The sequence below is a fragment of the Streptomyces sp. NPDC002701 genome, from assembly GCF_042889045.1.
Taxonomy (GTDB): Bacteria; Actinomycetota; Actinomycetes; order Streptomycetales; family Streptomycetaceae; genus Streptomyces.
Window position 1 is genome coordinate 44,628 of sequence record NZ_JBIAQL010000025.1, and the last position, 13,329, is coordinate 57,956.

The 13,329-nt window shown below is 72.0% G+C and carries 13 protein-coding genes and 1 pseudogene; 7 read left to right on the plus strand and 7 right to left on the minus strand.

All coding sequences use genetic code 11. The features are described 5' to 3' along the window. Window positions 1-65: 65 nt before the first annotated feature. From ACFYXC_RS36120 to ACFYXC_RS36130, 3 genes and pseudogenes are all read right to left on the minus strand, one after another. A pseudogene (locus ACFYXC_RS36120) lies at window positions 66-617 on the minus strand (MFS transporter); the annotation flags it as partial. Window positions 618-662: 45 nt separating this feature from the next. Then, the gene (locus tag ACFYXC_RS36125) at window positions 663-1,139 is read right to left on the minus strand and encodes an excalibur calcium-binding protein (protein WP_389556715.1); all 477 of its coding nucleotides are present in this window, start codon (window positions 1,137-1,139) and stop codon (window positions 663-665) included. Window positions 1,140-1,377: 238 nt separating this feature from the next. After that, a complete protein-coding gene (locus ACFYXC_RS36130) occupies window positions 1,378-2,331 on the minus strand; it encodes an alpha/beta hydrolase family protein (protein ID WP_389556717.1) in 954 nt (317 codons plus the stop codon). A gap of 238 nt (window positions 2,332-2,569) precedes the next feature. Between ACFYXC_RS36130 and ACFYXC_RS36135 the strand changes: the two genes are divergently transcribed. The 3 genes from ACFYXC_RS36135 to ACFYXC_RS36145 are packed head-to-tail and all read left to right on the plus strand — an operon-like array spanning window position 2,570 to window position 4,108. After that, the gene (locus ACFYXC_RS36135; RefSeq protein WP_389556719.1) at window positions 2,570-3,181 is read left to right on the plus strand and encodes a TetR/AcrR family transcriptional regulator; all 612 of its coding nucleotides are present in this window, start codon (window positions 2,570-2,572) and stop codon (window positions 3,179-3,181) included. 43 nt (window positions 3,182-3,224) lie between these two features. Beyond that, window positions 3,225-3,644, plus strand: coding sequence for a helix-turn-helix domain-containing protein (locus ACFYXC_RS36140; RefSeq protein ID WP_389556762.1), 420 nt, complete (start codon window positions 3,225-3,227; stop codon window positions 3,642-3,644). A 53-nt stretch (window positions 3,645-3,697) separates the two neighbouring features. Then, window positions 3,698-4,108 carry a VOC family protein gene (locus ACFYXC_RS36145; protein WP_388905852.1) on the plus strand — a complete coding sequence of 137 codons (411 nt, stop codon included), beginning with the start codon at window positions 3,698-3,700 and terminating at the stop codon, window positions 4,106-4,108. On the opposite strand, the gene ppk2 is transcribed toward ACFYXC_RS36145, so the two are convergent. Together ppk2 and ACFYXC_RS36155 are read right to left on the minus strand one after the other, a co-directional pair. After that, window positions 4,089-5,042 (minus strand): polyphosphate kinase 2, encoded by a 954-nt coding sequence (ppk2, locus tag ACFYXC_RS36150; RefSeq protein ID WP_389556764.1) that lies wholly within the window; start codon window positions 5,040-5,042, stop codon window positions 4,089-4,091. The two genes, ACFYXC_RS36145 and ppk2, sit on opposite strands and share 20 nt — an antisense overlap. Before the next feature lie 225 nt (window positions 5,043-5,267). Then, entirely contained in the window at window positions 5,268-6,458 is a 1,191-nt protein-coding gene (locus ACFYXC_RS36155) for a PP2C family protein-serine/threonine phosphatase (protein ID WP_389556722.1), read from the minus strand. Between the two features lie 268 nt (window positions 6,459-6,726). Here ACFYXC_RS36155 and ACFYXC_RS36160 point away from each other — a divergent pair, with 268 nt between their 5' ends. Together ACFYXC_RS36160 and ACFYXC_RS36165 are read left to right on the plus strand one after the other, a co-directional pair. Further along, window positions 6,727-8,265 (plus strand): HEAT repeat domain-containing protein, encoded by a 1,539-nt coding sequence (locus tag ACFYXC_RS36160; RefSeq protein WP_389556724.1) that lies wholly within the window; start codon window positions 6,727-6,729, stop codon window positions 8,263-8,265. Further along, complete coding sequence (locus ACFYXC_RS36165; protein ID WP_389556726.1) at window positions 8,255-8,788, plus strand: NUDIX hydrolase; 534 nt, start codon at window positions 8,255-8,257, stop codon at window positions 8,786-8,788. The genes ACFYXC_RS36160 and ACFYXC_RS36165 overlap by 11 nt, the downstream gene beginning before the upstream one ends. 43 nt (window positions 8,789-8,831) lie before the next feature. On the opposite strand, the gene ACFYXC_RS36170 is transcribed toward ACFYXC_RS36165, so the two are convergent. Together ACFYXC_RS36170 and ACFYXC_RS36175 are read right to left on the minus strand one after the other, a co-directional pair. Next, on the minus strand, window positions 8,832-9,365 hold the full coding sequence (locus ACFYXC_RS36170) for a hypothetical protein (RefSeq protein ID WP_389556728.1): 534 nt from the start codon (window positions 9,363-9,365) through the stop codon (window positions 8,832-8,834). A gap of 21 nt (window positions 9,366-9,386) precedes the next feature. Then, a complete protein-coding gene (locus ACFYXC_RS36175; RefSeq protein ID WP_389556730.1) occupies window positions 9,387-9,659 on the minus strand; it encodes a hypothetical protein in 273 nt (90 codons plus the stop codon). 341 nt (window positions 9,660-10,000) lie between these two features. Here ACFYXC_RS36175 and ACFYXC_RS36180 point away from each other — a divergent pair, with 341 nt between their 5' ends. Then, the gene (locus ACFYXC_RS36180) at window positions 10,001-11,665 is read left to right on the plus strand and encodes an alkaline phosphatase D family protein (RefSeq protein ID WP_389556732.1); all 1,665 of its coding nucleotides are present in this window, start codon (window positions 10,001-10,003) and stop codon (window positions 11,663-11,665) included. A gap of 259 nt (window positions 11,666-11,924) precedes the next feature. Beyond that, entirely contained in the window at window positions 11,925-13,289 is a 1,365-nt protein-coding gene (locus tag ACFYXC_RS36185; protein WP_389556734.1) for an alpha-lytic protease prodomain-containing protein, read from the plus strand. Window positions 13,290-13,329 lie beyond the last annotated feature (40 nt).

The following is a 13,329-nucleotide window of genomic DNA, read 5'->3' on the forward strand; positions in this document are numbered from 1 at the left end:
ACGTCAGTCAACTCACTCAATCGACTTGCGATAAGAATCTATCGAATCTCGATAGGTCGAGCAAGTCATGGCCTGGGCTCGTCCGTCTGTTCCACCGAGCGCGACCGGGGCGCGGGCAGATCCTCGACCTGCTGCCGGCCGGCGCCTCGTCCGCGACCGCGGTCCATCTCGCGCCACTCGGGCCGCAGTCCGGTCAGGGTCGTCGTGAGGAAGTACGCGGCCCCGGCGGCCAGCAGCACCGGCGCCGACCCGACGGCGGCCACCGCCGCTCCCGCGATCAGTCCGCCGAGGGGGATGCCGGACCAGGCCAGGGAGTCACCGAGCGCGCCCACCCGGCCCAGCAGCGGACGTGGCACCCGCTCGAAGAGGACGGCACCGATGATCGGGTTGAGGAAGCCCGCGCCGAGCCCGCTGACGGCGAACACGGTCAGCACGGCGCCCAGCGGCGCGTCGGCGGCGAGGATCAGGAACTTCGGCGCCCCGGCCAGCAGGAATCCGACGAAGAACACCGCTCGGCGCCGCAACCGGTGTGCGACCACCGCGGCCAGCAGGCTCCCGCCGATCGCCGCCGCTCCCGCCGTGCCGGCCACGAGGCCGATCCCCGTGGGCCCGTGTCCCGGTGGGAAAGGGCCGTGGAGGACTGCCGGGCTAGGACTGCCGGGCTAGGAGCGGCGGCGAGCGACGAGGTAGCCGGCGGCCGTGAGCAGGGCGGTGACCCCGAGGCCGATCCCGATGACGACGTCCCGGTGGGAAGGCCGGGAGTCGGACGGCCCGCCGACACCGGCTCGCGCTCCGAGGGTGGGCCGAGCGCTCGCGGACGTACTGACGGGCGTACTCAGCGGAGTGCCTGCGGGAGCGCTGGAGGGCGGGCTGGCGACCGGGCTGGGGAGGGTACTGGCGGCCGGGCTGGTGAGGGTGCCGGTGCGGCGGGGCAGGACCTCACAGGCGATGCCGTCGTCCACCCCCTGGTCCTCGTCGAGCCGGTTGGGGTCGGTGGGGTCCTGGTTGTAGACGGACTGCGCGTCCTCCTGGTAGGCGAAGTCGCGGCAGTCGACGTCCTGGGCGTGGGCCGTTCCGGCGAGCGGTACGAGGGACACGACCGCGGCTATGCCTGCGGCGACGGCGGTACGACGTGGCATGGCGTCTCCTCCTGGCGGATGCGGCCGGCCGGGGGGCGACCGTCAGGGAGACGCTAGAAAACGATCGGTGCGAGCGCGCGGGGCGACGAGCCGAACGGGTGGCCGCCCCTTCTCGACGACGTGTCCCCCTGGGGCGAGCAGGAGGCGGCGCGTCTCGCCGCGGCGGTGGAGTGGGTGACCGGCGGTGCGCCGCTGTACCGGCTGCGCAAGCCCGACGTGCCGCCGGTCAACCCGGGCGCTACTTGGAATCGACCCTGCCGAGCGCGTCGGGGCCGCTGGTCAGGTCGGCGCGCGCCGCCTGCCAGGCGGGGTCTCCCGGGTAGAGCTCGCTGCGGAGGTAGGCCCAGGTGAGTCGCTGGACCGCGGCGACCCGCTCCGGGTTCTCGTCCGTGGTCTCGGCGACGTCGTAACCGGAGATCCCGCCGAGTCCGTGCTCCGCGCCGAACAGCGTGAGCAGCGACTTGCGGCCGGGGGAGAGGACGTACGGATCGGCGTGCCAGTCCGGTCCCGCGTTCGTCAGGTGGGCCGAGTCGTCCTTGTCGCCCGCGACCACCAGGGTGGGCGTGGCCATCCGTGAGAAGTCCGTGGTCAGGAGGAAGGGGAGGCCCTCGGCGATGGACTCCGTGAGGGCGTCGCCGCCCCTGCCCGGCGCGGCCAGGAGGACACCGGCCTTGATCCGGGGGTCGGCGAGGTCCACCTCCGTACCGTCGTCCGGATCGGTCAGGCGCGCACCCAGCAGGAGGCTCGCGGTGTGCCCGCCCATCGAGTGCCCGGCCACGGCGACCCTGCTCCGGTCCAGCCGTCCGAGCAGCTGCGGCACGGCGGCCTCGATCGCGTCGAGCCGGTCCAGGACGAACCGCAGGTCCTCGGCCCGTGACCGCCAGTGCAGCGGAGCCCCGGGGGTGTCGGCGGGCAGGTTCAGGGTCGAGGAGCTCAGATGGGTGGGCTGCACGACGACGAAGCCGTGCGCCGCCCAGTAGTGGGCGAGCGGCGCGTAGCCGTTCAGGGAGGAGAGGTGGTTCGAGTAGCCCTGGCCGTGCGAGAGGAGGATGACCGGCAGGTCGCTCCCGTCCACGGGCGCGGAGACGCGCAGGTGCAGGTCCACCGCCCGGCCCGGAGCGGGCAGCACCACCGGAGCGACGGAGAGGACGGGGGAGACGGAGGTGCCGGCTGCTTGGGTCGGTTCAGTCATGAGGTAGGTCCCGTTCGTGTAAGACATGTGCAAGACATGTGCCGCCGGGCCCTGCGGCCGGCGGCGGGAAGACGGCCCTGGGCGCACGCCGGGCAGCGCGCGCCTGACATCCGTGCCTGATGCGCGTGCCCGGAGTGCCCTGCTTCGGTTAGGCTGAAGCGGAGCGCCGTTCCGTTTAATATACGGAGCGCTGTTCCGTTTTGTCAACGGCCGTCGCGGCCATCGGAAGGAGTGCGTCGTGCCCACTACAGGCGAGTCCGGGAAAGGGCCGGCCCGAAGCAAGCGGGTCGACGCCCGGCGCAACCAGCAGACCCTGCTCACCGCGGCCGCCGCGGTGTTCGTCACCTCCGGCGTCGACGCGCCGATCCGCGAGATCGCGGCCCGGGCAGGCGTCGGGATGGGGACCATCTACCGGCACTTCCCGACCCGGGCGGACCTCGTCGTCGCGGTCTACCGCCACCAGGTCGACGCCTGCGCCGAGGCCGGTCCGGCCCTCCTGGCCGAGGCGGACTCCCCGCTCTCGGCCCTGCGTCAATGGGTCGACCTCTTCGTCGACTTCCTCGTCACGAAACACGGACTCGCCAACGCGATGCAGTCGGACAGCAGCGGCTTCGACGCGCTGCACTCCTACTTCCTCGACCGCCTGGTGCCCGTCTGCGCGGACCTGCTGGACGCGGCGGTGGAGGAGGGCGAGATCAGACCCGGCACACACGCCTACGAACTGATGCGCGGCATCGGCAACCTCTGCATCGGACGGGACAGCGACCCCCGCTACGACCCCCGCCGACTGGTCGCCCTGCTCCTCCGGGGACTGCAGTCCTGCGGGGACGGCGGCGACCGTGCCGGGTGACCGTCCGTCCGCGGGCGCCGGGAACCGTGGTGTGACGGACGCCGTGAGCCGCGCCTCGGAGGAGACCAACCGCCGCATGCTGCGGGCGCGGGACGCGATGGACCGTGCCTACGCGCAGCCGCTGGACGTGCCGGCTCTGGCCCGTATCGCCCATGTGTCCCCCGCGCACTTCGCCCGCACCTTCCGGGCCACGTTCGGTGAGACGCCGCACCGCTATCTGCAGCGCCGCCGGGTCGAGCGCGCGATGGCGCTGCTGCGGGAGACCGACCGCAGCGTGACGGACATCTGCTTCGGCGTCGGTTTCGCCAGCCCGGGAACCTTCAGCCGGACGTTCAGCGACATCGTCGGCCGGTCGCCGCGGACGTACCGCAAGGTGGCCGGGCGGGCCGCGGACACGCAGGCACCGCCGGCCGCGGGCGTACCGACCTGTTTCACGATGGCGTGGATGCGCCCGCGCGCCTGAGCAGAGCAGTTTCGGATAAGTTTCCGTCCCCCCGCGTCGGTAGCGTGAGACACATGTTCACCGCCATCACGCACTCGCAGATCTACGTACTCGACCAGGACGAGGCCCTCGACTTCTACGTCGGCAAGCTCGGCCTCGAAGTCAACGCCGATGTCGACCTCGGCTTCATGCGCTGGCTGACCGTCAATGTCCCCGGCCACCCGGACCGCCAGATCCTGCTGGAGAAGCCGGGCCCGCCCGCGCTGTCCGAGGAGACGGCGCGGCAGGTCCGCGACCTGGTGACCAAGGGCGCCATGGGCGGTCACCTCATCTTCAGCACGGAGGACTGCCGCAAGACGTACGAGGCACTGCTGAGCCGGGGGGTCGAGTTCACCGAGGAGCCCACCGAGCGCCCTTACGGCATCGACTGCGGACTCCGCGACCCCTTCGGCAACAGCATCCGCTTCACCCAGCCGCAGACCTGACGGACGGCTCCTCGGGGTGCCGGCCGGGTCCGTCGCTGTGCGGTGAGAGCGGTGTGGGGGAGAGGTCCGTCGGCTCCTCCCCGCTCTCCAGCAACGTGTCGGCGGCACCGATGATGTACGGGTCGGCCGCCCCGACGGCCTCCTCGTCCTTCGCCGCGTAGTCGCAGAGCAGCAGCAGATGACGCATGGCCTCCAGGCGGCCCCGGCGCTTGTCGTTGCTCTTGACGACGGTCCACGGCGCGTACGGCGTGTCCGTCGCGCGGAACATGTCCACCTTCGCCTCGGTGTACGCGTCCCACAGGTCGAGGGAGGCCAGGTCGGTGGGGGACAGCTTCCACTGCCGGACGGGATCGACCTGGCGGATGGCGAACCGGGTGCGCTGCTCGCCGCGTGACACCGAGAACCAGAACTTGACCAGCACGATCCCGTCGTCGGTGAGCATCTTCTCGAAGACGGGCGCCTGCTTCAGGAAGAGCCGGTACTCGGCCGGGGTGCAGAAACCCATGACGCGTTCGACACCGGCCCGGTTGTACCAGGACCGGTCGAAGAAGACGATCTCACCGGGCCCCGGCAGATGCGGCACATAACGCTGGAAGTACCACTGCCCGGCCTCCTTGTCGGAGGGCTTGTCCAGCGCCACCACATGGGCACCGCGCGGGTTCAGCCGCTCGGTGAACCGCTTGATGGTGCCGCCCTTGCCCGCCGCGTCGCGCCCCTCGCACACCACGACGACCCGCTGGCCGGTGTCCCGCACCCACTTCTGCAGCTTGAGGAGCTCTATCTGCAGGATCCGCTTCTGCCGTTCGTACGCCTGACGGCGCAGCTTCTTCTCGTACGGATAGTTCTCCCGCCAGGTGTCGAGGGGCTTGCCGTCGCCGTCCAGGAGGATGGGCTGCTCGGGGCGCTCCTCGTCCACCAGCAGCCCGTCGAGCAGCTCCGCCTCGACGGTGGGGTCTTCTTCGCTGTTGGAGGCCGACGCCTTCCGAGGATCAACCACAATGGTCCCTTCATCACCCGGGCGGCCACGCGGTCCACGGCCACACACCCCGTTGCTCGTGTGCCCAGTACCCCGATGCCGGGCGCAATCACGGCGCCGGCCGTGGCGGGCTCCACCGCCGTGGCCCGCGGGCGGTACGGCCGGCGCCGGTGCCGTGCGCCGTCACCGCGCTGAAACGGTGTCCGGTACGGGACGAGGGGCGCCGTGCCAGTCCAGTACCAGGACGGTGGCGTCGTCGGTCAGGTCGCCCCGGCACGCTTCCCACACCTCGGCCGTCAGGGTCCGGACGGCCTCCCGGGGATGGAGCGCGCGCGTCTCACGGACGAGCCCCCTCAGGTCGACCGCCGAGGCGGCGCGCTCCTGCATACCGTCGGTGAGCAGTATCAGCCGGTCTCCGGCCCGCAGGTTCAGCTCCTGCTCGCGGTAGGGCATGGGCGCCGGCACGCCGAACGGCAAATTCACGGCGAGCCGGACCTCTTCGACGTCGCCGTCGCGCACGCGCAGCGGCCAGGGGTGGCCGGCGTTGACCAGCCGGCAGGCACCTGTCGCGAGATCGATGCACAGCAGCTGCCCGGTGGCCAGGCCGCGGCTGTGCTTCAGCAGGGCCTCATGGGCCTGGCGCGCCTGGGCGACCGGGTCGCAGCCACTGCGGCGGGCCCCGCGCAGCGCACCGACCAGCAGGGTGGCGAGCAGCGCGGACTCGGTGTCGTGACCCATGGCGTCGGTGATCGACAGATGCAGGGTGTCGCGGTCCAGGGTGTAGTCGTAGGTGTCGCCACCGATGTCGTCGGCCGGGATCAGCCCCGCGGCCAGGGTGAACTGCGCCGCCTCGCAACTGGACGCGGTGGGCAGCAACTGGTGCTGGATCTCCGCGGCCAGGCTGGCCCTGGTGGTGCGCCGGGTCAGGTGGTACAGGTCGGTGAAGCGGCGGTCCGTGACGATGATGTAGGCCAGCGCGTGCGCCGCTTCCCTGACCTGCCTGAGCACGGTGTCGTCGGCGTGCTGGAGGGTCACCTCCAGTACACCGAGACAGTCCCCTCGGTTGCTGACGGGCGTGATGACGCGCTGTTCGCCCTCTCCGTCCGGCTCGACATGCTGGCGCTGGGTCCGCAGCACCGTGTCGTAGACGCTCCCCTGCAGCTCTATGGGCTCGGCCGGCTCCGCGACGTCACCCTCCGCGGCCGCGACGAGCCGCACCATCTTCTGACCGATGAGGTCGAGGAACAGGAAGGACACATGCTCCGCGCCGAACCGCTTCTGCAGGTTGCGCGCCACCACGTCAACGGACTCCCCGGGCGGCGCGGCCTCCGCAGCGGCCAGCACCTCACCTAGTTCCAGATCTCCGCCATCCACGGCAACCTCCCATCGACATTGGATTCTTCTTCCCCGAGTTCCTGGGACCTCACGTGGTGTGCGGCTCGTCACGGGGTGTGTGGCCGTACACATGTGCGGGCAAGAGAGGCGCTCCCGGGGCGGTCCCCATGGGAGCCGCGGAATTCGACACGGTCCGGCGGCTCGCCGTCGGGGACCGGGTCGCCGGACCACGGTCGGCACACCGGGCGCGTGACCGCCGGGCGGGCAACCTCTCGGTCTCCCGGGAGTCTTCCTTCCCGGGGGTGCCATGGGAGCGGAAGAACAGATCGCCTTCTTCCTGCGGGAGGTGCGCGGCGCGGATCCGGGGCGGCGCGCGGCGGCGGCGAAGGGACTCGGCAGACTCGGCCGGCCCGAGCACGCCGGGGCACTGGTCGATGCGGCGGGTGACGCACGGTCCGCCGTACGCGCCGGGGCGGCTCTCGGACTTGGCCGGCTGGGAGTCGCGGAGGCCGGCGGCCAGGTGCTGCCCGGCCTGATGCGTGACGAGGATCAGCGGGTACGGCGCCAGGCTTCGCTCGCGGCCCTCCGGCTCGGCCTGGAGGGCCCGGCGGTCACCGCTGCCTTCGCGAGCCTCCTCGGCGATCCGGACCACCGGCTGCGGATCAACGCCCTGGCCGGTCTGGCGGCACTGGACGTGCCGGGCGACGCCGTGGCACTGGTGCGGCTCCTGGGCGATCCGGAGGAACTGGTGTGGGCACACGCCAGGAAGCTGGTGTACGAGTTCTTCCGGTACCCGGACGTCCGGGCCGAGTTGGTGCGGACGGCCCGGGAGGGCGAGGACTCCGCCCGCGCGACGGCCCTGGACATGCTGCCCCGGGACCACGTCGAGCAGGTGCTCGATTCGCTGCTCGTGGGACTCGGCGACCCGTCCCCCGTGGTGCGGGAGGCGGTGGCTACGCGGCTGTGGGATCTGGTGCGGCGCCAGGAACGGCCCGCGGTGCGGGACGCCCTGGTCGCGGCCCTGGAGACGGAGCTGGACCCACGGGTGGCGGGCACGCTGCTGACGGGTCTCGGCCCGCGGGAGGAGCCCCGCGCGACAGACCTCGCGGCGCGGTGGCTGCGCGATCCCGAGGCCGGTCGGCGGGCCGCGGCCGTGCTGCGCGACCTGGGCACCCGGGAGGCCGTGGACCGTCTCGGCGAAGTCCTCGACGACACGCGGGCACCGGCGCCCAGCCGGGCGGCCGCCGCGAGGGCGATCGGCGGCGCGGGGCGGTGGGACGCGGTGTGGGTGCTCTTCCCGCTGCTCGACGATCCCGAGGCCGAGGTCCGGGCCGGGGCCGTCGACGGTCTGGGGAAGTGCGTCGAGGAAGGTCTGCGCCCGTGGGAACGCGTCTTCGTGGCCGAGGCGCTGACCTCCCATCTGGCGTCCGGCAGGGACCCGGCCCGGCGCACGCGCAACGCCGTCCACGGTCTGCGCAGCGCACTCCCCGCCGTCCGCCGGCTGGCGGACACGTCCTCCTCGGGCGAGGTCCGGGCCGCCGCGCTGTCCCTGCTGGACCCGGAGGACGCCAGAGACGGCAGGACCGCCCGGCAGGACGTACGGCGCTTCGAGCGAGGGCTCGACGACGAGGACGAGGACGTCCGTCTGTCAGCGGTCAGGGGCCTCGCCCGCTGGGCGGCGGACGGCGCGCTGCCCCCGCTCGGCGAGGCGGTCCGCGACCGGCTCACGGCCTGCACGACCGACGCCTCCCCCGCCTCGCTGCGCCGGGCGGCCACCGACCTCCTGGAGACGTGGGACACGAGACATGGGACACGGAGCACACGGGACACTGACCGTGAGCAGTGACGCCGACCGGACGCCTCCGGACCGCCCCGCCGGCCGGCCGGTCGTGGTCGATCCCGGTGTCGAGGTGCCCGTGCCGGGGGACGGGGAGGTGTGGACCGTCGGGGCGGTGATCCTGAACGGCCGGGGTGAAGCCTTCGCACAGAGACGTGGTCCGGACCGGCGGCTGTACCCCGACACCTGGGACATCGTGGGCGGCCACGTCGAGCCGGGGGAGACCCTGCTGGGAGCCCTCGCCCGCGAGGTGCGGGAGGAGACCGGCTGGCGCCTGCGCCGGGTGCGCCGGCTCCTCGCCGTCTCCACCTGGACCGGCGACGACGGCGGCGGCCTGCGCCACGAGGCCGATTTCCTGGTCGAGGTCGACGGCGACCTGGACCACCCGATCCTGGAGTGGACGAAGAACTCGGCCTACGCCTGGTTCGGCCCCGCCGGCCTGAACCGCCTCAAGGAGAACCGCGCACCGGGGGAGTACCTGGTCCACGACCTGATCGCGGGGGTCGTGGACCAGGCCCTGGAAAGGGCGTGACGGATCGTCGACCCGTCAGCGGCTCGGCCGGCTCCGGCTGCGGCTACAGCTGTGGCTGCGGGGCCGGGCGGGTGGACTTCAGGGCCGCGTCCATGGTGTTCAGGTGGCGGCGCTGGGTGGAGCTGTCGGCGATCATCCAGCCGAGGAAGACCACGGTGAACAGGGCGAAACCGATGGTCGCGCGCAGCCCGCCGGTCAGGGCCGTCAGGACGGTGACCGAGCCGAAGAGGACACCGATGAGGACCAGGGCCGCCACGCGGTGACGCGTGCGGTGCAGCCGCTGGTCCACCAGTTCGCGCATGGCCTCGCGTTCCGCCGGGTCGACGGGCACGTCACCCCTGCGCAGCTTCCGGTCCAGCACGACGAGCCCGTCCGTGCTGCCGGCGGCACGCTTCTCCTTGCGTCGCACGACGAGCAGGACGGCGATGCCTCCGACCGACATCAGGGCCGTGCGGGACACGACGGAGAGCACGGAGTCCCCCGGGAACAGGAGCACGACCAGAGCGCTCGCGGCCAGGACCGACAGCGCGAACTGCAGCCACACGTGCTTGCCGAGAAAGGTGTTGACGCGTTCCATGTGTCACTCCCTCACCCTCGGTCAGACCCGCGCCCGCCGGCGGATGGTCGCCACCCGCAGGGCCAGGGCGATGGCGAGGAGGACCCAGGCCACGGCCGCGTAGGCCCAGTCGGTCGTCCCGTTCGTGGCGCCGAGAACGCTCCACACGGCCCACAGGGCCAGGACGGTGCACAGCGCGGTCCACGCGATGTCCATCAGACGGACCCGCAGTTGTCCGCGTTGCCTGGTGCCGCGCTCCAAGGTGCCCAGCTCGGATGTCTCGGTCGTCCCCGTCACTCTGCCTCGCGCTGTCACGACGCGCCTCCCCTTCCACTTCCACTCGTGCTCGTACGTTCACCTGTGCTCGTACGGTGTCTCCGCCTACCCCGGGTTGTGATCCGCAACCGGTCAAGAGCTCGACGACAAGCGGAGGTTGCCGGTCCGGCCGTACGGCGACCCGCCGTACGGCCGAACGCGCCCGGCCGTACGGCGTGACGCGTCGGCCCTTCCGGGTCCGCGGCGCGGATGCCCGCAAGATCCCTGCCTGCCGTATTTGTGAGCTTTATCTGTTTAGCATGCGGTGATCCACTGTGCTGCGGCGCCGCCGTACGCGGCTCGTGGGTCCGTTGTGCCGTCAACCGCGAGAGGAGCCTTCTATGGCCCCGGCAGGCCGTCGCAGATCGCTGACGCAGGACACCTCGTCACGACACGACCCCGAACTGGTCGCCGCCGCGCGGCACTTCGGGCGCCGCCGCTTCTTCACGGTCACCGCCGCGGCCGCCGCCCTGGCCTTCTCCGCCAACCTGCCGGCCAGGGGCGTGGCCGCCGGCACCGAGCTCGACGCGGCGAGGATCGGCACCGATCCGTTCACGCTCGGCATCGCCTCCGGAGACCCGCTGCCCGACTCCGTGCTGCTGTGGACCCGGCTCGCGCCCGAGCCGTACGAGCCGGGCGGGGGCCTGGCCGAGAAGTACGTGGCCGTCAAGTGGGAGGTGGCCATCGACGACATGTTCATCTTCGTCGTCCGCAGGGGCACGGCCATCGCCTACCCGGAGTACAACCACAGCCTGCACGTCGAGGTCGACGACCTGGACCCCGGCCGTGAGTACTACTACCGGTTCAGGACCGGCACCTGGATCAGCGAGACCGGCCGCACCCGGACGGCGCCGGCCGCCACGGCCGCCACCACGCGGCTCACCTACGCGGCCGTGGCCTGCCAGGCGTACCACGACGGCTACTTCACGGTGCACCGCCATCTGGCCGAGGACGACGTCGACGTGGTCTTCCACCTCGGTGACTATCTGTACGAGTACGCCGTGGACTCGGCGGGTGGCGCGCGCGACTACACCGACCGGAAGCTGCCCGACCTCTACAACCGGGAGGTCAAGACGCTGGAGGACTACCGGCTGCGGTACGCGCTCTACAAGAGCGATCCGGACCTGCGGGCGGCGCACGCGACGCATCCGTTCGTCGTCACCTGGGACGACCACGAGACCGAGAACAACTACGCGGGCGCCATCAGCGAGAACGACGACCCGCCGCAGGAGTTCCTGCTGCGGCGCGCGGCCGCCTACCGGGCGCACTGGGAGAACCAGCCCCTGCGCCGGGCGCAGCAGCCCGACGGCCCGGACATGCAGCTCTACCGCCGCCTCCAGTGGGGCACGCTCGCGCAGTTCGACGTCCTCGACACCCGCCAGTACCGCTCCGACCAGGCATACGGGGACAGCAGACACGCTCCCGGCCCCGAATCGGACGATCCGGCGCGCTCGATCACGGGGGCGAAGCAGGAGGACTGGCTGATCGACGGCTGGCGGGCCTCGCAGGCCCACTGGAACGTCATGGCGCAGCAGGTGTGCTTCTCGCAGCGCAAGTTCGACCTGACCGCCGAGGCGAAGATGTCCATGGACGCCTGGGACGGCTACCGGGCCTCGCGCCGGCGGGTCCTGGACGGTGCGCGCTCGGCCGGGGTCGACAACCTGGTCGTCATGACGGGCGACGTGCACGTGGGGTACGCCTTCGACATCAAGGACGACTTCGACGATCCGGCGTCCAGGACGCTCGGCACGGAGATCGTCGCCACCTCGGTCGCCAGCGGCAAGGACGGCGCGGACAAGCCCGCCAACTGGGAGACCTACCACAAGGCCAACCCGCACCTGAAGTTCTACAACGGTCGGCGCGGCTATGTGCGGGTCGCCCTGGACCGTGAGCAGGCCCGGGCCGACTTCCGTACGGTCTCCGCCGTGACGACGCCGGGCGCGCCGGTCACGACCGCCGCGTCCTTCGTGACCGAGTCGGGCAACCCGGGCCTCCAGCCCGCCTGACCGGGCGGCCCGTCCACCCCCGATCGGCGTCCGGCACTGCGCCGGGCGGGTCGTTCGTGTGGTCCGAAGCGCCGAACCGACGGCAAGTGGACATTTTCTGAGTCCGCGTCGGCAAGGTCTGGTTCTCGACGCCCGTCCGCCACCGGATCGAAGCGAACCACACCGGACCCCGGCGCACCCCCGGGACCCCGAGACACCGAGACACCGAGGTCCCGAAACCCCGAGAACCCCGAGAACCCCGAGAACGAGGAGTCACCCGATGGTGCACAGACACGCCGGCAGAACCGCCCGGACCGCCCTGACCGTGCTCGGCGCACTCGTGCTCACGGGGCTGCCCGCGGCCGCGGCCGTCGAACCCCCCGCGCCGGCGCCCTCCCCGTCCGCCGCGCAGACGCTCGGTGCCGACAAGCCGTCCTCGGCGCTGCTGCGCGCGCTGCGGCGCGACCTGCGGCTGACGGACGCGCAGGCGAAGGCTCGGCTGGTGAACGAGGCGGAGGCGGGCACGCGCGCCGGCCGCCTCCAGAACGCGCTGGGCGGGCACTTCGCGGGGGCCTGGGTGCACGGCACGACCTCCGCCGGCCTGACCGTCGCGACCACCGATGCCGCGCATGTCGCCGCCATCAAGGCCGCCGGGGCGCAGGCGAAGGTCGTCAGGAACGCGCTGAAGGACCTGTCGGCCACCAAGGCGAGACTCGACGCCGCCGCGGTGGACAGGACCCTCGACACACCGGTCAGGTACGTCGACGTACGGACCAACCGGGTGACGGTGCAGGCGACGAGCGCCGCGGCGGCCGACAGGCTGATCGCGGCCGCCGGGGTCGACCGGCGGCTCGTGGAGGTCAAGGTGTCGGCGGACCGGCCCCGCGCCCTGCACGACGTCAGGGGCGGTGACGCGTACTACATCGACGAGAAGTCCCGCTGTTCCGTGGGGTTCTCGGTGACCAAGGCCGAGCAGCAGGGGTTCGCCAGCGCCGGGCACTGCGGGAAGCCGGGGGCGAAGACCACCGGCTTCAACAAGGTCGCGCAGGGCACCTTCGAGGCGTCGGTCTTCCCCGCCAAGGACATGTCCTGGGTGAGCGTCACCAGCGAATGGACCGCCACGCCCACCGTCAAGGGCGAAGGTGAGACGAACGTACAGGTGACCGGTTCGGTGGAGGCACTGGTGGGCGCGGCGATCTGCCGGTCCGGCTCCACCACCGGCTGGCACTGCGGAACGATCGAGCAGCACAACACCAGCGTGAACTACGCGGAAGGTGTCGTCGACGGAGTGACGCGCACGACGGTGTGCGCGGAACCCGGCGACTCGGGCGGCCCCTACCTCTCGGGAACCCAGGCGCAGGGTGTCACCTCCGGGGGCTCGGGCGACTGCAAGAACGGCGGAGTCACCTTCTACCAGCCCGTCAACCCGCTGCTCACCGAGTTCGGGCTCACGCTCAAGACCGCCACGGGTGAGGGCACGCCGGGCCCGCAGGACGGCCCCTCGGGCAGCTGGAGCGCGGGCAAGGTCTACGGGACCGGCGTACGGGTGACCCAGGACGGTGTCACCTACGAGTGCCTGCAGACGCACCAGGCCCAGGGGGTGTGGCAGCCGGCCCTGACACCGGCCCTGTGGCAGCGCGTCTGAACACACCACCTGCGGGGCGGTGCAGCGGGGTGAGGGGGGC

What these genes read in the sequence shown, in the direction of transcription:
- ACFYXC_RS36145 (WP_388905852.1), top strand. Translation starts at nt 3,698, where the DNA reads ATGTTCACCGCCATCACGCACTCGCAGATCTACGTACTCGACCAGGAC.
- ACFYXC_RS36170 (WP_389556728.1), bottom strand. Translation starts at nt 9,365, where the DNA reads ATGGAACGCGTCAACACCTTTCTCGGCAAGCACGTGTGGCTGCAGTTC.
- ACFYXC_RS36125 (WP_389556715.1), bottom strand. Translation starts at nt 1,139, where the DNA reads ATGCCACGTCGTACCGCCGTCGCCGCAGGCATAGCCGCGGTCGTGTCC.
- ACFYXC_RS36185 (WP_389556734.1), top strand. Translation starts at nt 11,925, where the DNA reads ATGGTGCACAGACACGCCGGCAGAACCGCCCGGACCGCCCTGACCGTG.
- ACFYXC_RS36130 (WP_389556717.1), bottom strand. Translation starts at nt 2,331, where the DNA reads ATGACTGAACCGACCCAAGCAGCCGGCACCTCCGTCTCCCCCGTCCTC.
- ACFYXC_RS36160 (WP_389556724.1), top strand. Translation starts at nt 6,727, where the DNA reads ATGGGAGCGGAAGAACAGATCGCCTTCTTCCTGCGGGAGGTGCGCGGC.
- ACFYXC_RS36180 (WP_389556732.1), top strand. Translation starts at nt 10,001, where the DNA reads ATGGCCCCGGCAGGCCGTCGCAGATCGCTGACGCAGGACACCTCGTCA.